The organism is Haladaptatus caseinilyticus (assembly GCF_026248685.1).
Classification (GTDB): domain Archaea; phylum Halobacteriota; class Halobacteria; order Halobacteriales; family Haladaptataceae; genus Haladaptatus; species Haladaptatus caseinilyticus.
On sequence record NZ_CP111037.1, the window covers coordinates 194,056 to 218,644 of the forward strand.

24 protein-coding genes and 1 pseudogene are annotated in these 24,589 nt (G+C 57.6%); 11 read left to right on the top strand and 14 right to left on the bottom strand.

Going from position 1 to position 24,589, the window contains the following annotated elements:
• Positions 1-20: 20 nt before the first annotated feature.
• From OOF89_RS15230 to OOF89_RS15245, 4 genes are all read right to left on the bottom strand, one after another.
• Positions 21-1,802: an asparagine synthase-related protein gene (locus OOF89_RS15230; protein ID WP_266080550.1), complete on the bottom strand. Its 1,782-nt coding sequence runs from the start codon at positions 1,800-1,802 to the stop codon at positions 21-23.
• 170 nt (positions 1,803-1,972) lie between these two features.
• Entirely contained in the window at positions 1,973-4,210 is a 2,238-nt protein-coding gene (locus tag OOF89_RS15235) for a hypothetical protein (protein ID WP_266080552.1), read from the bottom strand.
• Between the two features lie 519 nt (positions 4,211-4,729).
• Positions 4,730-4,942 carry a hypothetical protein gene (locus OOF89_RS15240; protein ID WP_266079923.1) on the bottom strand — a complete coding sequence of 71 codons (213 nt, stop codon included), beginning with the start codon at positions 4,940-4,942 and terminating at the stop codon, positions 4,730-4,732.
• 220 nt (positions 4,943-5,162) lie between these two features.
• On the bottom strand, positions 5,163-7,022 hold the full coding sequence (locus OOF89_RS15245; protein ID WP_266079925.1) for a bacterio-opsin activator domain-containing protein: 1,860 nt from the start codon (positions 7,020-7,022) through the stop codon (positions 5,163-5,165).
• A gap of 127 nt (positions 7,023-7,149) precedes the next feature.
• On the opposite strand from OOF89_RS15245, the gene OOF89_RS15250 reads away from it, so the two are divergent.
• Together OOF89_RS15250 and OOF89_RS15255 are read left to right on the top strand one after the other, a co-directional pair.
• Positions 7,150-8,502 (top strand): M28 family peptidase, encoded by a 1,353-nt coding sequence (locus OOF89_RS15250; protein WP_266079927.1) that lies wholly within the window; start codon positions 7,150-7,152, stop codon positions 8,500-8,502.
• Between the two features lie 108 nt (positions 8,503-8,610).
• A complete protein-coding gene (locus OOF89_RS15255) occupies positions 8,611-8,826 on the top strand; it encodes a hypothetical protein (protein WP_266079929.1) in 216 nt (71 codons plus the stop codon).
• Between the two features lie 6 nt (positions 8,827-8,832).
• Here the strand turns inward: OOF89_RS15255 and OOF89_RS15260 are convergent, their stop codons facing one another.
• Positions 8,833-9,360 (bottom strand): DUF6789 family protein, encoded by a 528-nt coding sequence (locus OOF89_RS15260; protein WP_266079931.1) that lies wholly within the window; start codon positions 9,358-9,360, stop codon positions 8,833-8,835.
• Between the two features lie 87 nt (positions 9,361-9,447).
• On the opposite strand from OOF89_RS15260, the gene coxB reads away from it, so the two are divergent.
• Genes coxB through OOF89_RS15275 form a run of 3 tightly spaced genes read left to right on the top strand, consistent with a single transcriptional unit; the run spans position 9,448 to position 12,913 of the window.
• The gene (gene coxB / locus OOF89_RS15265; RefSeq protein ID WP_266079933.1) at positions 9,448-10,206 is read left to right on the top strand and encodes a cytochrome c oxidase subunit II; all 759 of its coding nucleotides are present in this window, start codon (positions 9,448-9,450) and stop codon (positions 10,204-10,206) included.
• Positions 10,203-12,650, top strand: a complete 2,448-nt coding sequence (locus tag OOF89_RS15270) for a cbb3-type cytochrome c oxidase subunit I (protein WP_266079935.1) — start codon at positions 10,203-10,205, stop codon at positions 12,648-12,650. The genes coxB and OOF89_RS15270 overlap by 4 nt, the downstream gene beginning before the upstream one ends.
• 2 nt (positions 12,651-12,652) lie before the next feature.
• On the top strand, positions 12,653-12,913 hold the full coding sequence (locus tag OOF89_RS15275) for a cytochrome C oxidase subunit IV family protein (protein ID WP_266079937.1): 261 nt from the start codon (positions 12,653-12,655) through the stop codon (positions 12,911-12,913).
• Positions 12,914-12,935: 22 nt separating this feature from the next.
• On the opposite strand, the gene OOF89_RS15280 is transcribed toward OOF89_RS15275, so the two are convergent.
• On the bottom strand, positions 12,936-13,394 hold the full coding sequence (locus OOF89_RS15280; RefSeq protein ID WP_266079939.1) for a hypothetical protein: 459 nt from the start codon (positions 13,392-13,394) through the stop codon (positions 12,936-12,938).
• A 94-nt stretch (positions 13,395-13,488) separates the two neighbouring features.
• On the bottom strand, positions 13,489-14,235 hold the full coding sequence (locus OOF89_RS15285) for an NAD-dependent protein deacylase (RefSeq protein ID WP_266079940.1): 747 nt from the start codon (positions 14,233-14,235) through the stop codon (positions 13,489-13,491).
• Between the two features lie 127 nt (positions 14,236-14,362).
• Between OOF89_RS15285 and OOF89_RS15290 the strand changes: the two genes are divergently transcribed.
• The 3 genes from OOF89_RS15290 (at position 14,363) to OOF89_RS15300 (ending at position 17,273) form a co-directional block, all read left to right on the top strand.
• Positions 14,363-14,764 carry a universal stress protein gene (locus OOF89_RS15290; protein ID WP_266079941.1) on the top strand — a complete coding sequence of 134 codons (402 nt, stop codon included), beginning with the start codon at positions 14,363-14,365 and terminating at the stop codon, positions 14,762-14,764.
• A 133-nt stretch (positions 14,765-14,897) separates the two neighbouring features.
• Positions 14,898-16,628 (top strand): cbb3-type cytochrome c oxidase subunit I, encoded by a 1,731-nt coding sequence (locus tag OOF89_RS15295; RefSeq protein ID WP_266079943.1) that lies wholly within the window; start codon positions 14,898-14,900, stop codon positions 16,626-16,628.
• Positions 16,629-16,775: 147 nt separating this feature from the next.
• Positions 16,776-17,273, top strand: coding sequence for a DM13 domain-containing protein (locus OOF89_RS15300; protein ID WP_266079945.1), 498 nt, complete (start codon positions 16,776-16,778; stop codon positions 17,271-17,273).
• Positions 17,274-17,290: 17 nt separating this feature from the next.
• Here OOF89_RS15300 and OOF89_RS15305 read toward each other — a convergent pair whose 3' ends face one another.
• Positions 17,291-17,674, bottom strand: a complete 384-nt coding sequence (locus tag OOF89_RS15305; protein WP_266079946.1) for an amphi-Trp domain-containing protein — start codon at positions 17,672-17,674, stop codon at positions 17,291-17,293.
• Positions 17,675-17,848: 174 nt separating this feature from the next.
• Positions 17,849-18,340, bottom strand: coding sequence for a DUF6789 family protein (locus OOF89_RS15310; RefSeq protein WP_266079947.1), 492 nt, complete (start codon positions 18,338-18,340; stop codon positions 17,849-17,851).
• 123 nt (positions 18,341-18,463) lie between these two features.
• On the opposite strand from OOF89_RS15310, the gene OOF89_RS15315 reads away from it, so the two are divergent.
• On the top strand, positions 18,464-19,309 hold the full coding sequence (locus OOF89_RS15315; protein ID WP_266079948.1) for an aldo/keto reductase: 846 nt from the start codon (positions 18,464-18,466) through the stop codon (positions 19,307-19,309).
• Positions 19,310-19,327: 18 nt separating this feature from the next.
• Here OOF89_RS15315 and OOF89_RS15320 read toward each other — a convergent pair whose 3' ends face one another.
• A complete protein-coding gene (locus OOF89_RS15320) occupies positions 19,328-19,735 on the bottom strand; it encodes a PPOX class F420-dependent oxidoreductase (protein ID WP_266079950.1) in 408 nt (135 codons plus the stop codon).
• A 109-nt stretch (positions 19,736-19,844) separates the two neighbouring features.
• Here OOF89_RS15320 and OOF89_RS15325 point away from each other — a divergent pair, with 109 nt between their 5' ends.
• Positions 19,845-20,387, top strand: coding sequence for a SprT-like domain-containing protein (locus OOF89_RS15325; protein ID WP_266079951.1), 543 nt, complete (start codon positions 19,845-19,847; stop codon positions 20,385-20,387).
• Positions 20,388-20,846: 459 nt separating this feature from the next.
• Here OOF89_RS15325 and OOF89_RS15330 read toward each other — a convergent pair whose 3' ends face one another.
• Positions 20,847-21,293, bottom strand: coding sequence for a universal stress protein (locus tag OOF89_RS15330; RefSeq protein ID WP_266079952.1), 447 nt, complete (start codon positions 21,291-21,293; stop codon positions 20,847-20,849).
• A 55-nt stretch (positions 21,294-21,348) separates the two neighbouring features.
• The gene (locus tag OOF89_RS15335) at positions 21,349-22,008 is read right to left on the bottom strand and encodes a helix-turn-helix domain-containing protein (RefSeq protein WP_266079953.1); all 660 of its coding nucleotides are present in this window, start codon (positions 22,006-22,008) and stop codon (positions 21,349-21,351) included.
• A gap of 88 nt (positions 22,009-22,096) precedes the next feature.
• On the opposite strand from OOF89_RS15335, the gene OOF89_RS15340 reads away from it, so the two are divergent.
• On the top strand, positions 22,097-23,449 hold the full coding sequence (locus tag OOF89_RS15340) for a cytochrome P450 (protein WP_266079954.1): 1,353 nt from the start codon (positions 22,097-22,099) through the stop codon (positions 23,447-23,449).
• On the opposite strand, the gene OOF89_RS15345 is transcribed toward OOF89_RS15340, so the two are convergent.
• Positions 23,434-23,577 (bottom strand): hypothetical protein, encoded by a 144-nt coding sequence (locus OOF89_RS15345; protein ID WP_266079955.1) that lies wholly within the window; start codon positions 23,575-23,577, stop codon positions 23,434-23,436. The genes OOF89_RS15340 and OOF89_RS15345 overlap by 16 nt on opposite strands.
• Before the next feature lie 296 nt (positions 23,578-23,873).
• Positions 23,874-24,574: pseudogene (locus OOF89_RS15350) on the bottom strand (SDR family NAD(P)-dependent oxidoreductase).
• Positions 24,575-24,589 lie beyond the last annotated feature (15 nt).

Consider the following 24,589-nt stretch of genomic DNA (forward strand, 5'->3'; position numbering starts at 1 on the left):
AAACTTAAATAGTAGCTACCTTATCGCACCGGAACGCGCTGACCTGCCGAAGTACGAATCGCGTCGAGATGCTTTTGAATCCACAGCTCGAGTGTCGTCAACGCCGAAATCGGTTTTATGTGATCAGCGCGGCCATCCAAATGATCACGCTGGAGGTCACGAATCGTGTTCGAATCGAAGATCTCACGACTGCAGGCATCCTCGAGCAATTCGTCGATGAAAGCCCGCATATCAGTATCGTTTCGATACCAGAGACCCATTTGCGAGGTCGTTTGTCCGAGAACACGTTTCTTGACGTTGTCCGCGACGAACCCCAATGCATGCAGAGTGAGGGGCGACGTCGGTGGCCGTTTCGTTCGATTGTACGGGACGGTAGCAGCAGGTCCTGCGACTCGTCGAGCGACTTCGAGTTTGAGGGGTGCAACGGCGGACGGAACTTTGCCGCGTGTGCCGGGAATCGATCCGATTCGGTATCGGTCGTAGGGCATTTGAGCGACGTGGTTCATGAACTCTCCATCCGCAAACGGTACGCGAGTACCAGCCTGGCTCCGATAGAGCCGATTCGAACGGAAATGTGAATCCGCGAATATTTCCCAGAGTGCATCGAGCGTTCTGTGCTCACGCCGAGGTTGCGCGCTTCGTTCGACCACGCGGCCCAGCGATTGTTCCGGGGAAACGTCCACGGAGAGGAGGTTCTGTACGTCAGCGGGGGATAACTGGCTTTTCAGGGAGGTGAGCGCATCCACAGGCTGTTTGCCGGTGAGATACGACCGGTACATCACATCGCCGAAGAATTCGCCTTGGCTGCTTCCCTCGAACAGCACGTCCACCTGCCCGGAAACGCTGTTCAGCGAAGGAGCGAGATTGACGAAAAACGACCACTGCAGCATCCCGTCCATGATGTCCACGCCACGTTCGATGGCCTCCACGAACTCGGTGGAGGAGTAGTCGTGAAACTGGTTCGGCAGTTCGAGCGACTGGGCGACCCGTTCCGCGCCGATTCGATCCTCTTGTGTTGCGGAGTTATCGTAGGTGAACGTCTGAACTGAACCGATTTCGTCCCTCAGCGCGGCGGCGAGCGTCCTGCTATCGAGACCGCCGGAAAGCCATACACCTGCCCGACCGTCGATGGTATCCGCGACGTTGCTGACGACCCGCCGATACCGGCGAACCGCTTCTTCGACGTATTCCTGCTGCGGGGCGACACCGAAATCGGGAGTCCAGTATCGAGACATTTCCACGTTACTCGCCTCGTGACGCAGATACGAAGCTGGTCGAAGCGAGCGAATGTCGGAGACGAGCGTCTTGCGACCGAACACATACCCCATATGCAACATATCGCTCACCGCTCGTTCGTCCACTCGTGGGTCTTGCAGTTGCGTGACCAGCGATTTGAGTTCGCTTCCGAAAAGAAACCCGTGAACGGTCGAATAGTAACACGGCCGCGTTCCGATTTTGTCAGTGGCGATGATAGTAGACGTCTCGTCGGCAACAACGAGCAAGAACGGACCGCTCAGTTCCGGAAGCGTGTGGTCGGGATTGGAGAGAACACGCTCAAAAATTTTGGCGGTCGAAAGCCCCAGCTCCGCGCGGTTCGAGATAACACCGTGGAGCACGCCGACTCGTTTTCCATCACGCCACGTCGTCCAACCGTTCGAATCTCGCTCGCCATGATGGACGAATCCGATTCGGCAGTCGCCAGCCGAAAGTTCGGCAGTCTCGTACCACTCCTCGTAATCCATCGCGTCGAACATCTCACCGAGAGATCGACTGCTGACAGTACCACCAGTTACGCCAGGCATAGCGGATAAGTTCACGACTGCCTATATTGTTATGAGACGCCTTCGGCGGAATTAGGCGACGTTTGCGCGAATCGTAGGACGACAAAACCCGATTTGGATCGGTCTAACGGGAAGTAGGCATCGCGTTCGGTCGAAAAAAGATTGCGAAACTGAAAGCCGCGGTCCGGTGTTTATCCGGAAGCGTTAGCCGGTGCCGTTGGTTCCGGCTGTGGCGGTTCGGTCGGTTGTGGTTCTGGTTGGGTTGGTTGTGGTGGTTCGGTCGGCTGTGGTTGTTCGGTTGGCTGTGGTTGTTCGGTTGGTCCTTCGGTTTGGGTTCCGGCCTGCGTTCCCGTCGCCGTCCCATCGACTTCCGCGGTCTGCTCCGCGGTGTTTTGAATCTCTTGTAGGCTCGCACCGGTCGCGGCTGCATTGACGCCCTGCTGAGCGCCGTTTGCCGCGATGTTCTGGATGACGTTGATGTTGACGTTCTGGTTCACCGATGCCGTCTGTATCGCACCAGTTGCCCCACCGTTTGCCGCGGCTTGGACTTCCTGTGGCGAGACGTTGGGGTTCTCTGCGGCCGCGCCGACAGCGCCCTCCGCGCTACCGAGCACGGCGTTGAGGATGATGTTGATGTTCACGTTCTGATTCACTGCAGCGGAACCGACGCCACCTTCAGCGGCACCGAGCGCCGCGTTGAGGATGACGTTGATGTTGACGTTCTGGTTCACTGCACCGGCCTGTCCAGCACCCAATGCAGCACCCTGCGCTGCGTTGAGAATGACGTTGATGTTGACGTTCTGATTGACCGCTCCCTGCACGGCACCCTGTGCGCCACCGAGTGCCGCGTTGAGGATGACGTTGATGTTGACGTTCTGATTGACCGCTCCAACACCGACACCACCCTGTGCTGCACCGGCAGCTGCGTTGAGAATGACGTTGATGTTGACGTTCTGGTTCACTGCACCCTGCACGGCACCTTGCGCACCGCCGAGCGCGGCGTTCTGGATGACGTTGATGTTGACGTTTTGGTTCACCGCCCCTTGCTGCACGGCCCCACCAGCCGCGCCGAGTACGGCGTTCTGGATGACGTTCACGTTCACGTTCTGGTTCACTGCACCAGCTTGGACGCCCCCCTTCGCCGCACCGAGTGCGGCGTTCTGGACGACGTTCACGTTCACGTTCTGGTTCGCGGCAGCAGCTTGCACGGCTCCGCTCGCGGCTCCGAGCGCGGCGTTCTGAATGACGTTCACGTTTGCGTTCTGGTTGATCGCCCCGGCCGCCGCGCCAAGTGCGGCGTTCTGGACGACGTTCACGTTCACGTTCTGGTTGACGGCGCTCTGAACTGCACCGGCGGCCGCCCCGAGCGCGGCGTTCTGGACGACGTTCACGTTCGCGTTCTGATTGACGGCTTGTTGCAGCGCACCCTTCGCTGCACCAAGCGCAGCGTTCTGGACGACGTTCACGTTCGCGTTCTGGTTCGCGGCCGACACCGCACCGCCACCCGCTCCGAACGCTGCGTTCTGGACGACGTTCACGTTCGCGTTCTGATTGACGGCTTGCTGAAGCGCACCCTTCGCTGCACCGAGTGCGGCATTTTGGACGACGTTCACGTTCGCGTTCTGGTTCGCAACACTACCCTGAACACATCCGTTCGCAGCGCCGAGCGCGGCGTTCTGGACGACGTTCACGTTCGCGTTCTGGTTGATGCCCTGCTGAGCGGCACCGTTCGCCGCTCCGGAAGCAGCGTTCTGGACGACGTTCACGTTCGCGTTCTGGTTGACCGCTCCAGCGGCCGCACCGAACGCCGCGTTCTGGATGACGTTGACGTTAACGTTCTGGTTGACTTGCTTCAATCCCAGTTTCGAGGCCGAACTCGCGTTACTGGTTGTCGTGTTGTTTCCGGAAGTCGTCGTTCCGACAGCTCCGTCGGTGAAGTTGCCGGTCGTCGCGTTCTCACTTGCGTTCGACGCACCAGTGAGGGCACCAAATGCTGCTCCTTGTGCGGACGCTGCGAGTTGTTCAGGGCTCGCATCTGCATTCTGGAGCGCACCGCCAACGGCGCCAGTGACTGCCGCCTCTCGCTCGGCGGAACTCACGTCAACTCCAGCGTCGGTCGCTTCCTGAACGCCCTGGAGCGCACCCTGGACGGCGGCCTGTCGGCTTTCGTTGCCCTGTGTCGCGTTGCCGACCGTCGTCTGGTTACCAGTTTGATTGCCGAGTTGTCGGCTACTGATCGCCAGTTTCGACGGGCCATCGAGCGAGTTTAGGCCATCGACTGGAGAAGCTTGCGAGAGATACTCCGGATTCGGTGTATCCTGTATTGCTACGCTATTCGACTGACCAAGCGCGACGAAGGGGACGCTCGTGCTAGCAATCAAGAAGATTGCGACGGTAGCGACAAGTCCTTGTTTTACGCTTATGGACATCGTCCCACCTGTACGTCCCGAAGTCGTATTCGCTGTACAGTACGTTCGATGTTCGGTGTTGAAATCATGGTCTTTTGTAGCGGCAGTGCCGCTCAACAGGACAGTATCGCGAGACGCCGTTGTTAAGCCAGTATAGTGTTAATTACGTTCAACAAAAGTAACGGAAGTGACGATGGGGGGATCCGATCGGTATTCATCAAAACCGATAGTAGAGCTTATGAACGCAGGTATTTTGTACATTCGAAAAATCCGACCGATACTAACTGTACATTGGACCATATCATAGTTCTACCGCTACGGGCAACCAGTGTATCGTACGATAGAGCGCAGTAATTGACCGCTGCCCTCCATCTCCGAACAGACACGGAAAAGTATCGAACATAGAAACCCTAGAAACGCAATCGTATCCACTTTGCTTTCTGGACAATCAAATGAACGGTTCGGCAATTTTCGTGTTTTGGAACGAAACCGACTTTGGATATCGACAGTACGCGAAAAAAGGACTCAACTTTCGATCGGTTATTTCGTCGCGTCCCGTGCCGCCATGAGGTTGAAGGAATCACAGTCCGGTTCATCGTCCGGCATCAGGGTATCCCTCCACAAATGTATTGTATGCCCGTCCACCGTCCGTTCGATGGCTGTTCGCACCGACGACTGCCGCCGAGCATAGCCAGTGTCCCTGCATATCCGATAGCATTTGTCGTCTCCCGTCGGCTCGTCTACGTCGATCACTACGTCCTGATGACAAATGATCGACACTAACCGAGATCGACCAACTAGTTTGATCGGACTGCCCCTGAGTAATATTGATGGGTTTTCCACATATTACGTGATAAGTCGTTCTCACGGCTATTTCGGTCTCGTCGGTGCTCACCGCGATCGCGATGCTCGTGTGCGAAAAGAGGTAGTACTCTTCCGACACGGATGGTGCCTAAAAAACGAACGACGACTCTCAGACCACTTCGTCGCCGAAGAATTCACCGCAGAGTTTACGCTCCGCCGCTCTGAGATGTTCGTGGAACGTCGAACGTGAGATCCGCATCGACTCGGCGAGTTCTTCGCCTGTCACCGGACGCGGCCAATCGAAAAACCCGCTAACGTAGGCGGTCTGGAGCGCAGTCAACTGCCGTTCGGTGAGATTGTCGGTCAGGTTTTTGATGAAGTCCTGCTTTGTCTTCGCTGGACGCTCCCGATGCCGGTAGGCGAGTAGTTCGGTTCCTGGATACGAATCCTTCAACCTCTCGACGAGTCCACGAACGTCCGCCGCCTGTGGAAATTCGACGACGACTCGCGACTCGCTCGGTGTCGCCGTAATCGCCTGTGTTTTCCCGCCGTACTCCGACATGGTCGAAACGAGCGTCCCTGCCGGGAGAACGAACTCGAACAAGGCTTCACCATCGTGTTCGGCGACAAGTCGAGCCTCGGTCACACCCGATTTGCTTTCGACAACGTTCAGTACGTCGTCCGTGGATGCATCACGAACCGAGAAGAACGAGACGACGGAGCCATCGTCCCGGTTAGTCGATTGCAGATATTCGACGTTTCCCCCGGTACTGTCGGCGATATCTACGAAGAAGAGGTCGGAGCTTTGGAAGGCGAACTCGGTTTCGACCACGCTGTCGGCAATGAGAATACGGCGTGTCTCGCGGGCATTGATGGCACTCGCGATGGCTCGGCTCAACGACCGAAGAACGACCTGTTCCCGTTCGTCGAACGCGTCCGATTCCGTCGCACAAATCGTGAGGACACCGTACTCCGTGTCGTCGTATGCGATGGGGAGCGCGGCGACTGCGGCACATCCTTCGATACCGAGTTCGTCGACCTGTAGTTCTCCGGTTTCGAGCGCCTCAGCGACGATCGGATGGTCCGGTTGAGGCTCGCAGTCGCCCGCCATCGCGCGCACTTCGACGCTATCCGTTCTGATGTCGTGCTCTCCGACCCAGGCAAAGTTGTACGGCTCGACGCTCGATATGCGGTCACAGACAGCCGTCTCGATCGCCTGTCTGGTGGGTGCCTCGACCACTGCGCTAGTCACATCGCCGAGAAGCCCCTCGATTCGTTCGAGCAAATGCTCCCGTTCCTCAGCACGCCTGCGGGCCGTGAACTCGGCGTTTTTACGTTCGCTAATATCCGTCTGGAAGCCAACGAAATGGGACACTTCGCCATCCTCGTCGCGTATCGGTGCGATATCGACGCGGTTCCAGAACTCTTTGCCGTCCTTCCGGTAGTTGCGTAGTTCGACCGAAACTGGTTCCTCCGCATCGATTGCGGCCCGCATTTTCGCGATGGAACCGGGGTCGGATTGCTCGCCCTGAAGGAATCGACAGTTGCGCCCGATCACGTTCGCAGAATCGTACCCGGTCAGCTCCTCGAACGCCTCGTTGATGTAGATGAGCGGTTCATCGTCGGATTCAGCATCGGCGATGGTGATGCCGATGGGAGCCTCGTTGATCGCTCGCTCCTTTAGTTCGAGTTCAGCCGCCACATCCTCGAACGAGCCGACTTCACGGAACACGATCGTCACGCCGGAGTCGTCCGGATGGGTAGTCGCTTCGTAGCGTAAATCCCGAAACAGCATCGAAAACGTCCGGGATTGCCCATCCGCAATCGACGTTCGACAGCGTTTGTGGATCGTCTCGCCTGCAGTCGTCGGTAAGGCGTCGGGCAGTCGCTCGCCGATGCCGAGTGCAAAAACGTCGCGTGCAGGGTCGTTTAGATAGGTGACTCGCCACTCGTCGTCGAGCGCGAGCACCGGGTCGGTGAGACGCTCGACGGCGTGTCGCGCCGTGCGAGTCTGGTCAGCTGAATCCATACGTGACCGTACGTCCTGCCGAACAATAGTCGTTCAGTTATCGGTGACGTCTCGCCGATTTCTCCCAAGTAGCTGTAAGGCGTGCCGGGTTGCTGAGATTCTTGATGGTCCAGTTGGAGAGGACACCATGTCACGAATTCCCAAATCGGTCGCCGGTGACGCCATCACGAGCACTGAATCGTGGGAGACACTCGAAGCGCTCGTCTCGATCGGCAACCGAATGGCCGGACAAGACGGGGAAGCGAGCGGCGCACGGGTCGTCGCGGACACCTTCGAAAACGTTGGTGCGCGGGAGATCGAAATAAACGAGTTCCAGATTCCCGGATGGTGGCGCGAATCGTCCTCGCTCGCGGTCGAGGACGAGGATTTGTCTGGTGACCACGAAGTCATCGCACTTCCCGGAACGCCGAGCGGTGAGGAGACAGGGGAACTCGTCGATGTCGGCTATGGTTTGGCAGCGGACTTCGAGGAACGAGATTTGGAGGGGAAGGTCGTCATGGCATCCAGCGAGACCCCCGACGACCACGGTCGATGGATTCACCGGATGGAAAAGTACGCAAGCGCCGCGGATGCAGGAGCGGTCGGTTTCATCTTTCGAAATCACGTCGAAGGCTGTCTGCCGCCGACCGGCGAGGTCGGCTACCACAACCGTCCCGGACCGATTCCGGCAGTCGGCGTCTCCGCCGAAGTCGGGGCGCGGTTACTGCGTGAATATGGGGGAGCGAAAGCGGAAACGAAGGGTGAAAAAGGAACCGAGGCGACGATTTCGGTGGAGTGTCGAAACGAACCGACGAACTCCCGAAACGTCGAGGCGGTAATCGGACCGGAAACCGAAACGGAAGTCCTCGTAACCGCTCACGTCGATGCCCACGACATTAGCGAGGGTGCCAACGACAACGGTGCGGGAAGCGCACTCGTCGCCGAAATCGGGCGACTGCTCTGCAACATAAACCTCGATACGCGGATCAGACTCGTCACGTTTGGTTCGGAAGAAATCGGACTCTACGGTGCGTACCACTGGGCACAAACCCACGACTTGGACTCCGTAAAATGTGTCATCAACATCGATGGAGCAGGTAACTCCCGAAACCTCGGCGTCGGGACGAACGGGTTCGCCGAACTCGGCGAAACCTTCGAGGAAGTAGCTGACGACTTGCGGGTTCCACTGTCAACCCACGAGGGAATCAGTCCACACGGCGACCAGTGGGCGTTCGTCCAAGAGGGCGTTCCGTCGGTGATGGCCTACTCGCGGTCGGAGGGAAGCGGGCGCGGATGGGGTCACACCCACGCCGACACGCTGGACAAACTCGATATCCGAGACCTACGGGCGTTGGCCATCGTTCTCTCGAACGCCGTCGTCGCGGTTGCGGAAGAGGGGCGCGAAATCCCACACAAATCACGTGAGCAAATTCGAAAGGAAATCGACGACGGGTACGTTGAGGAGTTGAAAATCGGCGGGCGATGGCCATACGACGAGTAGTTCGAATCGGGTGGAAATCGTCCCTTCAACGGCGTCAGCGTATCACCTACCGATATCCCTGCCCATTCATGCAAGGGGATTTTGAGGTGTCAGCTTCGTTTTTTAGACATGCCGAACACAGTCAGCCTCAGTGACAGCGAGATCAATCGTCTCGTTTCGATACTCTCCGAGTACCAGATGCAGACGGGGAAGAGCGTCGAAGACCTCCTCGAAACGTTTCAAGAGTACGAACGAGAACCGGAAAAAGTGTATTCGACATCGATGAGACCGCCCGACGATGGCGACGAAGGCGAATCGTCGTGGGAATCGGAAACGAGGGAGTAGTGCCGTTCACACGAGCGTCGTCGAGCGATTCGAGAGATAATCGAACACGGCACCGAGAGCGAACCCGTAGGCGAAGTGGGCGATGAGGGTGAGCACGAGATACAGTGCGAGCAACACCCCAGTGTAACCCTCGTAGAACGCGAGGGCGAACCCAGTCCAGAGGACGAACCCATACGGAAGCCCTTTCGTCGCGTATTTTTCACCCGGGAGATACGACCCGATGGAGGCGAACAGAAGCGGCCACGTCACCATGCCGCCGCCGAGGAAGATGAGGTAGCCGATAGCCGCGGGATTCGAGGGGAAAAACGTCTGCGTTCCGGTGAGTTCGGCAAGAACGGCGAACGAGTTCAAATCGAACGCCCCGAGCGTTGCCCCGACCAACAGTACAGCGGTCATAACTGCCGTGCCGACGAGGCCACCGACAGCACCGATGAACCCGTCAACAACGATGCCAGTGATGCTGTCGTAATCCGGCTCTGTCGCTCCCTCGCTGACATCGACCTCCATGACCGTTTGTGTGTCATTATCTGCCATGATAGATGCTACTGTGGGAAAGAGCAAAAACGTTCCCGACGTTTCCTCCGAAACACATAAGTAAATAGAGATCATTAATTATTAGGGATGGTGGGGTTTGGTCGTCTAGTTCCACTACATGACGGCGCAAGCGGACTCATACCACGTGGGACGCGAGCAGAGGTGTTTGAGCAGATTTTCGGCGTGTTCCTCCTTCTTGGTATTCTCGTCACCGTCGTCGTCATCGGCTATATGCTGTTCACCGCGTACAAATACCGGGACGGCAACGGAACTCACGAATTCGACCCACCCACACTCGGTGAACTCCCGACGGGCGACTCCCATGGCAGCAAAAAGCTACGATTGTCGTTTTTTTTGAGCGCTATCATTGTCGTTTCGCTCGTCCTTTGGACGTACGGGACGCTCCTGTACGTCGAAGACGACACCACGGTGGAGGCGAAAGACGCAATGCAAGTCGAGGTCGTCGGTTCACAGTTCAACTGGAAGTTTGTCTACCCGAACGGGCACGAGAGCACTACGCTCCGAGTACCGGAGGGGAAAACTGTCCAGCTCACCGTCACATCAACTGATGTGTTCCACACGTTCGGCGTCCCAGAGCTACGCGTAAAAACGGATGCGATACCGGGACAGCAGACCGATACGTGGTTTATCGCCGACGAGACGGGAACCTACGAAGTTCGATGTTTCGAACTCTGCGGAGCGGGCCATTCCTATATGACCGCGGACGTCGTCGTGATGGAGCGAGACGAGTACCGGTCTTGGTACGATGGTACCAACGAATCCGGGAGCGATTCTACGAACAACACTTCGAACAACTCGACGAATAGAACGGAAAATAGCTCATGACCGACGAACCTCACACTCACGGCGCCTTTCCGCCAACGAGTTCCGTCCGGCGATGGCTCGTCACGACGAATCACAAGGACGTTGGGATCCTGTATACGATAACCGCGCTCTTTTTCCTCGTCTTTGGCGGCGTACTCGCCCTGTTGATACGTCTCCAGTTGTGGACGCCGGGGACGGGAGTTCTCTCGGCCACGTCGTACAACCAGGCGGTCTCCACCCACGGTCTCATCATGATCTTTTGGTTTCTTTCCCCCTTCGCGTTCGGCTTTGCGAACTACGTCGTCCCGCTCCAGATCGGGGCGAAAGACCTCGCGTTTCCGCGACTCAACGCGCTTTCGTACTGGCTCTACCTCTTTTCCGGTATCCTGCTCGGCGTCTCGTTCTTCCAAGGCGGTAGTTTAGCGGGCGGATGGACGATGTACGCGCCGCTCAACCTTCCAGTCTACACGCCGAACATCGGGGCATCAACCGGGATACTCGCGTTGATGCTGTTCGTCGCCTCGGTAACCGTGTCGTCCGTGAACTTCCTGACGACGATGCATCGAATGCGAGCGGAGGGGATGACCCTCTGGCGAATGCCACTCTTTTCATGGACGATTCTGCTTACGGTCTGGATGATGTTGTTCGCGTTCGCCGCATTGCTCGCCGCGCTGCTCATTCTCGCCTCCGACCGACTACTCGGAACGACGTACTTTACCGCGACCGCGGGTGGGTCGATTCTTTGGGCGCATCTGTTCTGGTTCTTCGGTCATCCCGAGGTGTACATCGTCTTTTTCCCTGCGGTCGGGGTGATGGCAGAGACGTTCCAGACGTTTACCGGTAGGCGGCTCGTCGGGCGCAAATGGTTCATTTTAGCGATGATTCTCGTTGCTGTGCAGAGTTTCGCGGTCTGGATGCATCATATGTTTCTGACGAGCATCAACCTCCAGATCAAGACGTTGTTCATGGCGACGACGATCGGCATCTCGCTTCCCTTCGATCTAATGGTGTTCGCACTCATCTACACAACAATAAAGGGTCGCGTTCGGTTCGCTACGCCGTTTCTCTTCTCGTTCGGGGCGCTCTTGCTCTTCGTTCTCGGTGGAGTTACTGGCGTTTTCCTCGGTGCGGTCGTCCTTGACTACGAGTTCCGGGGGACGTACTGGGTGGTCGCTCACTTCCACTACGTGATGGTGGGCGGCGTGACGGCGCTGATCGGCGGTCTCTACTACTGGTTCCCGAAAATGAGCGGCAAGCAATACGACGAGTTCCTCGGGAAAGTCCACTTTGCGCTGTATTTCGTCGGATTCAACCTGCTGTATTTCCCCATGTTTCTCGCTTGGGAGACGCCACGCAGGGATTTCGTCTACGATCCGGCGTTCATTCCGTGGCACCAACTCGCCACAGTGGGCGCGTTCGTCCTCGGTGCGTCCTTCCTGGTGATGTTCTATAACCTCTCGAAAAGCCTCGTCGTGGGCGAGCCAGCAGACGGCAATCCGTGGTCGTATTCGACGACAACCGAGTGGGCGATTTCCTCGCCGCCGCCGCTCGAAAACTTCCCCGGTATTCCGAGTTTCGCTGATGGAAAACTCCGATTCGAAAGCAAGGAGCACGGTACCTTGGAGGCCGGAGGTGCGGATGGAGCGACCGACGGGGGCGTAGTCACACACAAGAATATGCAAACGGTGCACGACGACCACGACGAAGACCATGCAAGCATCTGGCCGTTCATCGTGAGTATCGGGGCGTTTTTCACGCTGCTCGGACTGTCAGGGTTCGACCAAGGTCAGTTTACCGGCGGGACGACGTCTCTCCTTATTCTGGGCGGCGGGATCGTACTCATGGGATTCGCCCTCGTCTCGATGGCCAGGGAGAAGTTCAGCGGCCCTGAAGGGTCGTTCGATGAAAGCTGGCCGTTCGCGGACGTGGAGAACACGAAACTCGGGATGTGGATCTTTATTGCTTCGGATGTGGTGTTGTTCGGGGCGTTCATCGGGTCGTATGCCTTCATCCGGGTCGCCTACGGGTGGACCGACTGGCATCCCGTTCCTCACGACCCGCTGCCCGGATTGGTGAACACCTACTTCCTGCTTACGAGCAGCTTCAGCGTCGTATTGGCACTCGTCGCAGCGGAACGGAACAGCAAGCGCGGACTCATAGCAAGTCTCGCACTCACGTTCACCCTCGGCGTCGCCTTCCTCATAAACAAGGGACTCGAATGGCAGGAGCTGTTCCACGAGGGGTTGACAGTGTCGAATGGCGTGCGCACCTCGACGTTCTATTTGACGACGGGACTTCATGCGGCTCACGTTATCGTGGGGCTACTCATCGTCCTTTACCTCATCGCGCGGGCATGGAATGGGGCGTATCTCGACGACGAACGACCGGTGGAGTATTTCGGCCTCTATTGGCACTTCGTGGACATCGTTTGGCTGTTCCTCTTCCCGCTGTTTTACATCCTGTAACCATGACCAACGCAAAACTGTACACGGTGGTTTACGTCCTGCTGTTCGTGATGGCGACCGCGCAGGTACTCGTGGAACTCGCGGGGCTCTCGTACTGGACCGCCTTCGTGGGAATCATCGCGCTGTCGTTCGTGAAGGCACTGCTCGTCGCGGGCTACTACCAACATCTACGATACGAACCACGGGCGATTACGGCCGTCGTGTTGGTGGGGTTGCTCGCCGCGCTCGCGCTGACGCTCGCGGCGTCGTATTCGATCCTCTGAACCGTCACTCGACATCCCTCGATTACGCCGTCACGAGTTTGAGAACGACAGCCACGATGAAAAGGATCCCCCACACCCAGAGCGCTGCGAGGGTTGCCTGTGCACTGTCCAGACCTCGGTAGCGCGAGGACTGGTAGGTTCCCCAAAAGATGTAGCCCGCGACGAGTGCAATCGAGAGGGAAACGACCGAAAGCCACGCGTTTTGGCGAAGCGATGCCGGAACGGTGGTTCCGCTTACGAAGAGAACGGCACCGGCACCGATGCCAAGCGAGAGAAGAATAAACGAGAGCACCCAAACCGTCGAATTCGTTGCAACCGCTCGGAGCAGTTCGAATTCGGCCTCGCCATCCGACCAGTTTGCCCCTGGCTGCTTCGGTAGGATATACCTTTGCCAATCCCTCGCTCGAACAAGGGCGAGTCCGAGGACGGTGAGCAAGAACCCCATCACGAGGGCGCTTGCGACGTACTCCACCGGCGCCATATGCTACCATTTATCATTACATTTCCAACAGCATAAACGTTCGTTCGACAGGATGAGGGATATGCTGAGGTGTCGGTCGAGTTTCGAAGCGAAATTAGTCCACTTCGGCACATAGCTCTGGAAGTACCTCAGTTACGTCCCCACGAATATCGAAGTCTGCGAGGGGACTGAACGGCGTTTTGTCCAAATTGATAACTGCGGTGGTCGCCCCGTTTCTGTCGGCAGTACGAGGCAACGATGCCGCCGGTTCGACCGAAAGGGACGACCCGATCGCGAGGAACACGTCTGCCTTTCGAGAAAGCTCACGGGCGCGACGAAGGTCGGTTCGGTTCAACTGTTCGCCGAACAGCACCACGTCCGGTTTGAATACACCGCCGCATTCAGTGCAACTGGGTGGTCGCTCACCGGATGCGACACGCGACCGAATTGGGGCCGCATCGGTTCGGCGGCCGCAAGAATCGCAGACGACTCGATGGGCGTTGCCGTGGAGTTCGACGAGTTCCGCGGCCGTCGCGTCATCGTGGAGACCGTCGGTGTTCTGCGTGACGATTGCATAGAGGAACCCATCCCCGGCGAGTTCGTCGAGGGCGGCATGGGCGGGGTTCGGTTCGACGTTCCCGCTGAACATCGTCTCATGGAGTTCGACGCGGTCCGTCCAGAACCCCTCGGGGTCGTTGCAGAATCGATGATACTGAAAATCCTCCGGATCGAAATGGTTCCAGATGCCCGAATCGCTCCGGAAATCCGGAATCCCCGACGCGGTGCTCATGCCTGCACCGGTGAGTGCTACCGCGGTTTCGGCACCTCGAATCGCCGCCGCGAGGGATGCGACCTGGTCCATACGACTTTGTCAGGCGTGGCGGGGTTGAATAGTTGTGGAAGTTCGGCCGTCGAACTGTACTCGTGACCGAGTCGCAGGAATTTCCCCCGCCATCCACTTTATAATGTCCCCTGCTCTCTCTCCGCACATGACGCACATCGTCGTCGGAACCGACAGCGACGAGACGAGCGAAAAAATCTGTGAGTACCTCGAGTCGCGACTCGACGGGGACGAAACGGTTTCCGTTCTCAACTCGCTTCACGGTGGAAACGACGAGGAGAAAGTCCGTGATGGAAAGGAAGCGCTCTCTGTATTCGAGGAGCGACTGGCCGGGATGGTCACAGTCGAGACCGAGCAGAACACCGGAGCCAGCGATCCAGCACACGACATTCTCACGCTCGCGGATGCGGAAGATGCCGACGAAATCGTCATCGGCCTCAGCCAGAAGCGGAGTCCGGCCCAGAAAGTACTGTTCGGCAGTATCACCCAATCAGTGCTCACCCAGACGACCCACCCTGTCGTCGGCGTTCCTCTTCGGGACGCCAACTAGGCGGTAGTTGCCCGTTTTCACTCCATGGGAATGGCCCGGAGGATTAAGAGACGTCCGTCCTAACGTCGAGGTGAGAACCTGTATTGCCCGTTGACTATCGCCAGCATTCGACGACATCGCGTATTCGATCACAATGAACCTCTTCGGTGAAGCCGCCGCTGGTGCAGGACTCGGAATCGCACTGGTAGCGGTCGCACTCTGGCTGTCACGTTCGATAGATTATCAAACAAAAACCCCGACTGCCAAGGCTGACGGGGGGTACGTCACCGGCTTCGAGTCCGGTTACGGCAAACCGACCGGCCTCATTCGATGGATAACGACCGTCGATCACAAGGACATCGGTGCTCTCTACTTGTTACTCGGTGCACTAGCGTTCTTCTGGGGTGGTACCGACGCCATGATGATTCGGACCGAGTTGTTCACGTCACAGGTGGACGTGTGGAACGCCGAGACATACAACGGTCTGTTTACGATGCATGGAATTACGATGCTCTTCTTTTTCGCTACGCCCGTACTGTTCGGGTTTGCGAACTACTTTCTGCCCCTCCTTCTTGGAGCCGACGACATGGCATTTCCCAGGCTAAACGCCATCGGGTTTTGGCTCCTCCCGCCTGCCCTGCTGTTGGTTCGATTCGGCCTCATCTCCGACGTGGGAGGGCATATAATCCAGCCGATTCTGGGGCAAGCAGCTGCACAGCCGTTTTTCGAGCTCAAACCGCCTGAGACGGGGTGGACGATGTACACGCCGCTTTCGGCGGAGCAGCCGAATCCCACGATCAACTTGATGCTGCTCGGACTGCATCTATCCGGGGTTAGCACCACCATCGGCGCGATAAACATCATCGCGACAACATTCACACAGAAGGAAGTCGCGTGGGCCGAGATGGACATCCTGTCATGGACGTTCCTCACGCAGGCAGGGCTCATCCTCTTCGCGTTCCCGCTTTTGGGCAGCGCGCTCATTATGCTCCTGCTCGACCGTACCTTTGGAACTACCTTCTTCGCCCTCGACGGTGGTGGGCCCATCCTCTGGCAACATCTGTTCTGGTTCTTCGGCCATCCCGAGGTGTACATCCTCGTTCTCCCGCCGATGGGATTGGTCAGCCTCATCCTCCCGCGGTTTGCGAGCAGGCGGCTATTCGGATTCAAATTTGTCGTCTATTCGACGCTCGCCATCGGCGTCCTCTCCTTCGGCGTCTGGGCGCACCACATGTTCACCACGGGAATCGACCCGCGAATCCGGGCGAGTTTCATGGCCGTCTCGGTAGCGATCGCAGTTCCGAGCGCGGTGAAGGTGTTCAACTGGATTACGACGATGTGGAACGGAAACGTCCGCCTCGAAGCACCGATGCTATTCTGCGTCGGGTCGATTGCGACGTTCATCATCGGCGGCGTGACTGGTATTTTCCTCGCGTCGATTCCGGTGGATCTGGTGCTTCACGACACCTACTACGTCGTCGGCCACTTCCACCTTATTATCATGGGATTGATTCCGTTTGCCATGTTCGCCGCCGTCTACTACTGGTTCCCACTCTTTACGGGACGGATGTTCAACAGGACGTTAGCACGGGTTCACTTCTGGCTCACGTTCATCGGGGTGACCGTGACCTTCAACGTCCTCATCGTGCTCGGAATGCTCGGGCTACCACGCAGATATGCGGCATATCCGGCGGAGTTCCAATTCCTTCAACAACTCGCCACCGTCGGTGCAGTCATCATCGCGCTAGGGACGCTCGTCTGGATGTGGAACATGTTGCAGTCGTTCCGAAAAGGGCCAGTCGTCACTGACGCCGACGTGTGGAACCTGAAAGAGCACGGCTTTTTCTCGGGCGAATGGCAGTGGTTCGAAAAGCGACTAGAGTAGAAGTTTTCGACGGTTAAATAACGTAATGATATAGATGACGCCGATTATCGTGCAAACCAATGTGATAATCATGGTTCCAATCACCCGACGGTGAGCAACTAACCATCTCGCTTATTATTTACTCAGTCGTATAGGGAGTGAGATGCGATGCGGCTGACTTCCACGAAAATCGCGGTTATCGGTATCGCCTTCGCTGTCGTAGTCGTGGGCGGTCCAGTGGTCGCCGACATCTTTTTGCCTGAACGGTCCACGACGGTAACCGAAGCGTCCATCCCAGCCGATGCAGAGGTCATCAAGACGGGAGCGTTCAGCGGCGCGGACGCCGCCCACAGCGTGTCCGGGACCGTTACGCTGTATCAGGACGGTGATGGCTACTTCCTGTATTTCGAATCGTATCAACAGACGCAAGGCCCGGACGTGTTCGTATATCTGACTCCGTCCGAGAACCCGGAAACGGAGACCGACATCGCGGCCGGAACGAAAGTCCGGATCGACGGCGGAGCTGACGGCGGCGAAAGCACGAAAGAGGGTACGTTCATCCAACGGCTCCCCGCCGATTTCAAACCGGGACTGTACAACGGCGTGAGTATCTGGTGCGACGATTTCGGTGTTCCGTTCGGCTCGGCGACGCTCTCGGACGCATGAGGCGACAGCGCGGACCGTCAGTGAACGCTGAGTTCGTCGTCTTCCTGGACCTCTTCGCTGGCCCATCGGAGCGTAAAGCTCACGCTTTCCTCAGCACCCGAATCCATCAGTGACGAGTCCGAATCGACAGCGACACCAAACGAGAGCGTCTCGGGAGGGTTTACGGTCGCGCTGTCGTTCCCGACGAGTATCGTCACCTTTTCTTGATCGCTTGTTTCGGTCGATTGCGACGAATCGTCGTCCGTCGTGTCGGTCGGAGGGGTCGTCTCTTCAGACCTTCGGGTTCGACCGCTCGTCCCCGAACGAAGCGTTCCGTTCGAGTCCAGTTTGTCAGCGAACTCACGGAGGTACGATGCGACGTCCGACCGGCTTTTCTCGAACTCGGCTTCAAGTTCTGCCATACGAGTTCTTCCGTCACACTCCGAATACCTCCACTGGTTGCTGGAACAAGGTGCTTTTACCTTCCGTCCCGACAGCCGTTGAAAATTCACTTCAGAATACATCCAGTTCGGGACCACTCAAACGCCGACGATACTTGAGGTCCGTCTTCGACTAGAAAGCCACCACAGCCGTCCTCAACGTGTGGTCGGCTGCCGTGTGAATCGTGCGTACAGAATACCGAGCGAGTAGCCGTACGCGAGATGGGCGAGTAAGGTAAAGACGAGGTAAAGAACGAAAAACGGCCCGGCAAGTTGGAGTCCTGCCGACCCCAACAGCAGGAAAGCAGCCCAAAGAATCAGCGCGAAAACGATACCGCGGATGCCGACGTCTTCACCGCCCGGAATCGTCCTGAGATTATCGTCGATGGCCGCGAACAATAATGGCCAGACGATGACACCGGCGAAGACGAAGACGGCGAATCCGAGGTACAACTGGCCGGGCATCCGGACGAATTCCGCGATAGCGGCAGGGACACCGAGCGCGAATCGAGTTTCAGCCTCCGCGATGAGAAAGATAAACAACATCAGGCCGGTGCTCAGAAAACCCGCCTTGACGGTCTGGAGGGCCTCCCAAACGGCGGGCGGGAGACCGGATTCATCGTCGAGTCCCGCGACTTCCTGTGACATACTAACAGGCATGTTCGGAAAGAATTTATAAGTACTGCCATTCTTCGCGTCGTCCCTTAACAGTTTCAGACACCCTACATTGTTTGCCACAAGACGTTACTCGGAGCTTCACAACCATCCAATATGGCACTCGAAAACCGGAGCGACACGTTCGACATCGGTGGCGACATGACCGTCCATCGACTGGGCTACGGTGCGATGCGACTCACCGGAGAGGATATCATCGGCCGACCCGACAACGAGGAGGAGGCACATCGAGTCCTCCACGAAGCGGTCTCGCTCGGGGTGGATTTCATCGACACGGCGGACTCCTATGGCCCCTGCGTTAGCGAACGACTCATCGGAGAGGCCTTGCATCCGTATCCCGAGAATCTGGTGGTCGCGACGAAAGGCGGACTCCTCCGGAACGACGGCGGCGATTGGCTTCCCAACGGCACGCCCGATTACCTCAGAAATGCGGTTCTAGGGAGTCTTGACCGCCTCGGAACGGACAGCATCGACCTCTACCAACTGCACCGTCCCGACCCGGACGTGGACTTTTCGGATTCGATACACGCGCTCGCGGAACTCAAAGACGAGGGAAAGATCGAACATATCGGGGTGAGCAACGTGGACATCGACCAACTCGACACTGCGCGCGATATCGTCGAAATCGCGACCGTACAGAACCAGTACAACGTCGCCAACCGGGAACACGAAGCCGTCCTCTCGACCTGTGAGGATGCCGGAATCGGATTCATCCCGTGGTATCCGCTCGGTGCGGGTGACTTGGGCGACAAAGCTGACGCGTTACGGGACATCGCGAACGACCACGACGCCTCTCAGCGTCAGATCGCGCTCGCGTGGTTGCTCCACCATTCGCCGGTTACGCTCCCGATACCCGGCACGTCGAGCGTGGAACATCTACACGCAAACATCGCATCCGCCGCCATCAACCTTTCTTCCGACGAAATGGAACGACTCGACTGACGTCCGCGGTGACCCGGATTACACCGTCCGGCCCGTCGCGGTTCCGTCCGAATCGCCAGAAACCCCCCAAGAGATGATTCGTTTCGGGGTGATACGTATCCATGCCGCACCGAAACCCGGTCCGAATCGCTCGCCACCTTCACCGAACGTTCGGGCACGGCCGCGTATCTCGATGCCACGCGGTCGCCACGGGTCGATGCTGGCCAAATCGTCCACGACGAAGGCGACGTGCGGATCGTGTTCGACATCGCGGAATTTCTTCGTCTCGCTCAGATTGCGCCCGCCGATGTGGATCGCGTCATCATCGGCATCGTAGCGAAAGCCGACGGGGACGACGTGTGGTTGGGTATTCGCGCCGACGGTAGCGAGACGCCCCAACCGTTGCTCGTTCAAGTATGTGATCTCCCTTTCAGTGAACACGCTCATGCTAGTTTCCCCATGATACAGTTACTCGTTCAACATCTAAACACCTCCGTGAGAGTCGAACCGATGCAAGAGGGGCAGTTATCACGCATCGGTGAGAACGCCACGACGAATGGAGCCGACGACGCGCGAGGAACTGCTCACTGCCGCCGAACGCTATGCTAGGACCGTTCCAATCGAGGTTGACCTGTCGGGGATCGACTGGGAGTGCTCGGACCGTGCGGTTCGGCGTGCGGGGGCGTGTATCTACAACCGACGAACCGGAAACGTCACGATTCGATTGACGTGGAGCGCCTACCGTTCGTTCGGTTGGGAGGAGTTCACCGGTACGATACGTCACGAGCTGACACACGCGTGGGAATTCCAGCAGTTCGGCGAGTCGGGACACGGAGGGCGATTTGCCGAGAAAGCACGGGAACTCGACGCACCACGACACTGCCGGTCGTTTTCGGATGCCAGACTTCGGCTATGCTGTTCTTCCTGTGATCGGGAAGCACGCCGATATCGTGCGTCGAAAGCGGTCAAGCGACCGGCGAAGCGTCGGTGTGGTTCCTGTGGGTCGCGATATCATGTCAAACACGTCGAGAGCGGACACAGCTGGCGAACGCACGCGGGATATCTAATTGCGCGCAAGAAACTCGATGAAGATTGGTAGCCGACGTGCTGCGGTCGACGGTGAACAGTGACGATACTTGGTATCACGTCGAAAGATCGTCCACGGATGAGAGCAGTTCGGCGATCGGCTCCGCATTCTCGCCCGGGTACAACGTTTTGCTCGGACCGTCCGGTGCTAAGAGCACTCCAGCGTCCTCGAGCACCGAAATATGCTGCTGTTAGAATGTCGTATAGACGGTCGTCCGTTGGTTACTGGTCGCATTCGAACCGAACTCCCGAACCGTCACCTCATCGACTAGCGTTCGCATCAGTATCGAGTCCTCCACCTCGGCCATGATGGAAATCGCGTGTCGGCGACGTTCGGCCCGGCAGAGGTTGAACAACTCGTCTTTTGGGCAGGTTTATGGGCCCTAAACCCGGCTTTCTACCGAGCAAACGTCCCACATTCAGTTGAATTGTCACTGGATTATCATCTTACCAATTGTGATTCGAATCGCCGCTATTCGGTGACGACGGTGACTGCACCGTCGAAATCAAGGATAACGGCCTGTGTTCTGTCGCCGAAGATGGCTTTCCCGGTCGGCGAGCGTTTACGGCCGGCGAGGAAGACGTGGTCGCAACCGTACTCCTCGGCGATGTTGAGGATCTCGTCGCGTTCGTCACCGACACGGCCCACAGCTTCGTATTCGATATCGACACCCTCCAGAACCTCCCGGCCGATATCCTCTGCGAACTGCTGGGCACCATCGAACGCCTGACCAGCAGTGTAGGATGTCTCGAGATTCGGGATCCCCTCCAGTGACTTTCGTGTGTTTTCGTACTCCTCGTCGCTCGTAATGTGGAGTAAAACGAGGCTCGCCCCGACACCGTCAGCGAGTTCGCCCGCTTCCCGAACGAGTTCTTTTGCCGATTCGGATGCTTCAACGACAGCGAGTGCTCTGTTCATACCAGAAATTGCCGCGGACAGAAGATAAATAAATTGCCTTTCGGAAACGGTTGTTCTAATCGACGTAGCCAGCGACCAGTTTCGCTTCGATTCGTTGGAAATGTTCGCTCACAGTCCCGGTAGAGAGGTTCAGTTTCTCGGCGAGTTCCCGATGCGTCGTCTCACGTGGAACTTCGAAATACCCCTCACGAACGGCGAGTTCGAACAGTTCCAGTTGACGGTCCGTCAAAATCGAGGAGAGTTCTCCCGCGCTCGGTTCGTATTCACCCAGTCGTTCGAGGCGGAGGGTAATCCCGTCGGGAAGGTCACTCACGGCCCGTCGAATTGCCGAATTCGTACCGAGGACAGTCAGTTGAATCCCACGCGAACTACCGACGTCGATGTACCGTATCGGCCAGTCGAGCACGAGTTCGTGTTCGTGGAGTATCGAGAGCAGTTCATCGACGAGACCTGCGGTTCGACACTGGAGGTACGCCACACCGCGCCCCCCACTTCCGACGACATCGTATTCGATTGCGTCCGGCGAATGGTCCAGTAACGCCCGTGCGTGGTCTAGATCGCCGCGTAACTCGAGCAGTTCGACATACATTCCGTCGTGAACGGGACTCAGATACCGAATCGCTTCGACGATCACGGTCTCGTTTTCCGCGAGCAGTTCGTCGATGGGGTGGACCTGAACCTCATTCCACGTCAGTACGACCGTTGCAGACCTCATGACCTCCCGTCGCATCCGCCGGCATATAAATACGCCTAGGATAGTCGGATATAGAGATAGAGGGAAGGGACGTCATGGAAAAACTAGAATGAGTAGCGACACTCCACCGATCACGAACGAGACGCCGCCCGGTCCCAGCGGACTCCCAATAGTGGGAACTCGACTGGCATTCCTTCGAGACCCGTTCGGGTTCATGACTCGTACGGCACGTGAGTACGGCGACATCGCGTATATGGAGGAGCCACACGGGAGTATGTACCAGCTCAATCATCCGGACTATATCGAGCACGTCCTCGTGAAAAACAATCAGAATTACGTCAAAGGCGACATCTTTCAGGGTACCTTGAGCCCGATGACGGGTAACGGAATTTTGAACAGCGAAGGTGCCGTCTGGCGGCGAAATCGCCATCTCATTCAGCCCGCGTTCCATCCGCGTCGGATCGAAGCCTACGCGGAGATGATGACGGAGCTGACCGAGGAGCTACTGGACACGTGGCAAGACGGCGAAACGCGACTGATCCACGAAGATATGATGACGTTGACGCTGAAAATCGTCGCTCGCGCGTTGTTCGGCGTCAATATCGACGAGCACGTTGAACCAATCGCCGAATCTCTCGAGGAGTTCATGGAAGCGACGGAAAGCCTCGCAAATATGGTTCTTCCACCGAGCATCCCGACGCCGTCGCGCCGACGAATAAGGGACGCTCGAAAGAAACTCGATACCGTCGTCTATCAACTCATCGAGGAACGGCGAGCCAATCCGGGCGATCAGGACGTTCTCTCCACGCTACTCGAGGTCACCGATGACGATGGGAACGGGATGACTAACGAGCAGATACGAGACGAGGTCGTGACCCTCTTGCTAGCCGGACACGAAACGACTGCCCTCTCGCTGACACTGACGATGTACGTGCTCGGTGAGCATCCAAAAGTCGAGAGGAAACTCGTCGCTGAACTGGACGGCGTTCTCGACGGACGAACGCCGACGATGGAAGACCTCTCCGAACTGCCTTACACCGAACAAATAGCCAAAGAATCGATGCGGCTCTACCCACCGGTGCCGGGAATCATCCGCGAACCGGTCAAACCGGATATCGTCGGCGGTTACGAGATTCCCGCCGGTTCGACGGTACAGATGAACCAATGGGTCGTTCACCGTGACCCACGATGGTACGACGACCCGCTCGCGTTCCGACCGGAACGCTGGACCGACGAGTTCGAACAGTCACTTCCGAAACTCGCCTACTTCCCGTTCGCGGCGGGTCCACGCCGCTGTATCGGCGACCGATTCGCCATGTTGGAAGCGCGACTCCTGCTTGCGACTATCTATCAACAGTACCATATGGAACTCACACCGGAGACGGAACTCGACTTGATGGCGACAGTAACCGCCCGACCGAAGTCGGAGATTTCGATGACGATTCATCACCGAGGTGATTGATAGGAACCTTCGTGGACGAATTCGATGGAACCGGTATGTGAATCGAGCGCGACCAACCCCTTCCCGACCGCGAAAAGGATCTCGGCGAGGCAGTACCGCCGGAAAACCCACTCGGGGTCCGACGCCATTTCTCTCGGACATCGTCTTTCGGCCCGGTCGCGTTCGGGTTGTAGCAGGTACCTGCGGCGTCATAGCGTGCCATCGGCTAGTCGAAATCGGAATCGGATTCGAACGCACTGAAACCGACAGCAGCACCAGAAAGGACTGAGCTGCTCGAAACACCAGCGACAGCAAGACCACCAAGACCGACGATGGAACCGATAGTGGAGAGAGCAAGCCCGCCGGAAGTTGTCGGGAACCATTCTAGGAACGTGTTGTCGATCTATAATAGATGGAGACTTCTCGGACGAGTGACTCCCCGGAATCACCATTCGACGATTTTCTTATCTCTCCACAGGCGACCGGTCGGATTTGATCGCTCGAACCGAGCGAGCCAAACAGGCGTTTCAGCCCTTTCTCGACGCTTCGAGGGGCCCCCGATCCGCCCATCTCGGTTCGAACCCACCCCGGACAGACGGCGTTCACGAGGAGGCCGGGATACTGTGATGCGAGGGAATTCGTAAACGCGTTCAAACCCGCCTTCGATACGCCGTAGGGAAGATGACCCGCATCGATACCGCCGCCGCTGAATTGCCCGGAACCGCTCGAAACGTTCACGATTCGGACACCCGCTCGCTCCGAAAGGAGGGTCAGCGCGTGTCTGCTCAGAATCATCGGCCCGTGGAGGTTCGTTCGGAGTGTCGTTTCGATATTCGGGGTATCGATGGTCCCGAGCCGTCCAGTTGGCCCGTAGACACCGGCATTGTTGACGAGAATATCGAGTCGTCCTCGGTCCTCCCCGATCGTCTCGATGACGTTTCGAATCGTCGATTCGTCCGTAATATCCAGTCGAATCGGAACGACTGACGACGTGCTGGTCGCCACGTCGTCGGGATTTCGTGCTCCGGCGTATACCGTCGCACCGTGGGCTGCAAGTCCCTCCGCAATTTCCGCGCCGATGCCTCGGTTCGCACCAGTAACGAGTGCGATCTGGCCTGAAAGCGATTCGTAGAGGTCGATGTTCATAGTCGATGTCCTCGT

What these genes read in the sequence shown, in the direction of transcription:
- OOF89_RS15270 (WP_266079935.1), top strand. Translation starts at nt 10,203, where the DNA reads ATGACCGACGAACCTCACACTCACGGCGCCTTTCCGCCAACGAGTTCC.
- OOF89_RS15235 (WP_266080552.1), bottom strand. Translation starts at nt 4,210, where the DNA reads ATGTCCATAAGCGTAAAACAAGGACTTGTCGCTACCGTCGCAATCTTC.
- OOF89_RS15340 (WP_266079954.1), top strand. Translation starts at nt 22,097, where the DNA reads ATGAGTAGCGACACTCCACCGATCACGAACGAGACGCCGCCCGGTCCC.
- OOF89_RS15345 (WP_266079955.1), bottom strand. Translation starts at nt 23,577, where the DNA reads ATGGCGTCGGACCCCGAGTGGGTTTTCCGGCGGTACTGCCTCGCCGAG.
- OOF89_RS15295 (WP_266079943.1), top strand. Translation starts at nt 14,898, where the DNA reads ATGAACCTCTTCGGTGAAGCCGCCGCTGGTGCAGGACTCGGAATCGCA.
- OOF89_RS15280 (WP_266079939.1), bottom strand. Translation starts at nt 13,394, where the DNA reads ATGGCGCCGGTGGAGTACGTCGCAAGCGCCCTCGTGATGGGGTTCTTG.
- OOF89_RS15300 (WP_266079945.1), top strand. Translation starts at nt 16,776, where the DNA reads ATGCGGCTGACTTCCACGAAAATCGCGGTTATCGGTATCGCCTTCGCT.
- OOF89_RS15320 (WP_266079950.1), bottom strand. Translation starts at nt 19,735, where the DNA reads ATGAGCGTGTTCACTGAAAGGGAGATCACATACTTGAACGAGCAACGG.
- OOF89_RS15285 (WP_266079940.1), bottom strand. Translation starts at nt 14,235, where the DNA reads ATGGACCAGGTCGCATCCCTCGCGGCGGCGATTCGAGGTGCCGAAACC.
- OOF89_RS15275 (WP_266079937.1), top strand. Translation starts at nt 12,653, where the DNA reads ATGACCAACGCAAAACTGTACACGGTGGTTTACGTCCTGCTGTTCGTG.
- coxB (WP_266079933.1), top strand. Translation starts at nt 9,448, where the DNA reads ATGGTGGGGTTTGGTCGTCTAGTTCCACTACATGACGGCGCAAGCGGA.
- OOF89_RS15250 (WP_266079927.1), top strand. Translation starts at nt 7,150, where the DNA reads ATGTCACGAATTCCCAAATCGGTCGCCGGTGACGCCATCACGAGCACT.
- OOF89_RS15260 (WP_266079931.1), bottom strand. Translation starts at nt 9,360, where the DNA reads ATGGCAGATAATGACACACAAACGGTCATGGAGGTCGATGTCAGCGAG.
- OOF89_RS15290 (WP_266079941.1), top strand. Translation starts at nt 14,363, where the DNA reads ATGACGCACATCGTCGTCGGAACCGACAGCGACGAGACGAGCGAAAAA.
- OOF89_RS15230 (WP_266080550.1), bottom strand. Translation starts at nt 1,802, where the DNA reads ATGCCTGGCGTAACTGGTGGTACTGTCAGCAGTCGATCTCTCGGTGAG.
- OOF89_RS15335 (WP_266079953.1), bottom strand. Translation starts at nt 22,008, where the DNA reads ATGAGGTCTGCAACGGTCGTACTGACGTGGAATGAGGTTCAGGTCCAC.
- OOF89_RS15325 (WP_266079951.1), top strand. Translation starts at nt 19,845, where the DNA reads ATGGAGCCGACGACGCGCGAGGAACTGCTCACTGCCGCCGAACGCTAT.
- OOF89_RS15305 (WP_266079946.1), bottom strand. Translation starts at nt 17,674, where the DNA reads ATGGCAGAACTTGAAGCCGAGTTCGAGAAAAGCCGGTCGGACGTCGCA.
- OOF89_RS15245 (WP_266079925.1), bottom strand. Translation starts at nt 7,022, where the DNA reads ATGGATTCAGCTGACCAGACTCGCACGGCGCGACACGCCGTCGAGCGT.
- OOF89_RS15315 (WP_266079948.1), top strand. Translation starts at nt 18,464, where the DNA reads ATGGCACTCGAAAACCGGAGCGACACGTTCGACATCGGTGGCGACATG.
- OOF89_RS15330 (WP_266079952.1), bottom strand. Translation starts at nt 21,293, where the DNA reads ATGAACAGAGCACTCGCTGTCGTTGAAGCATCCGAATCGGCAAAAGAA.
- OOF89_RS15255 (WP_266079929.1), top strand. Translation starts at nt 8,611, where the DNA reads ATGCCGAACACAGTCAGCCTCAGTGACAGCGAGATCAATCGTCTCGTT.
- OOF89_RS15310 (WP_266079947.1), bottom strand. Translation starts at nt 18,340, where the DNA reads ATGTCACAGGAAGTCGCGGGACTCGACGATGAATCCGGTCTCCCGCCC.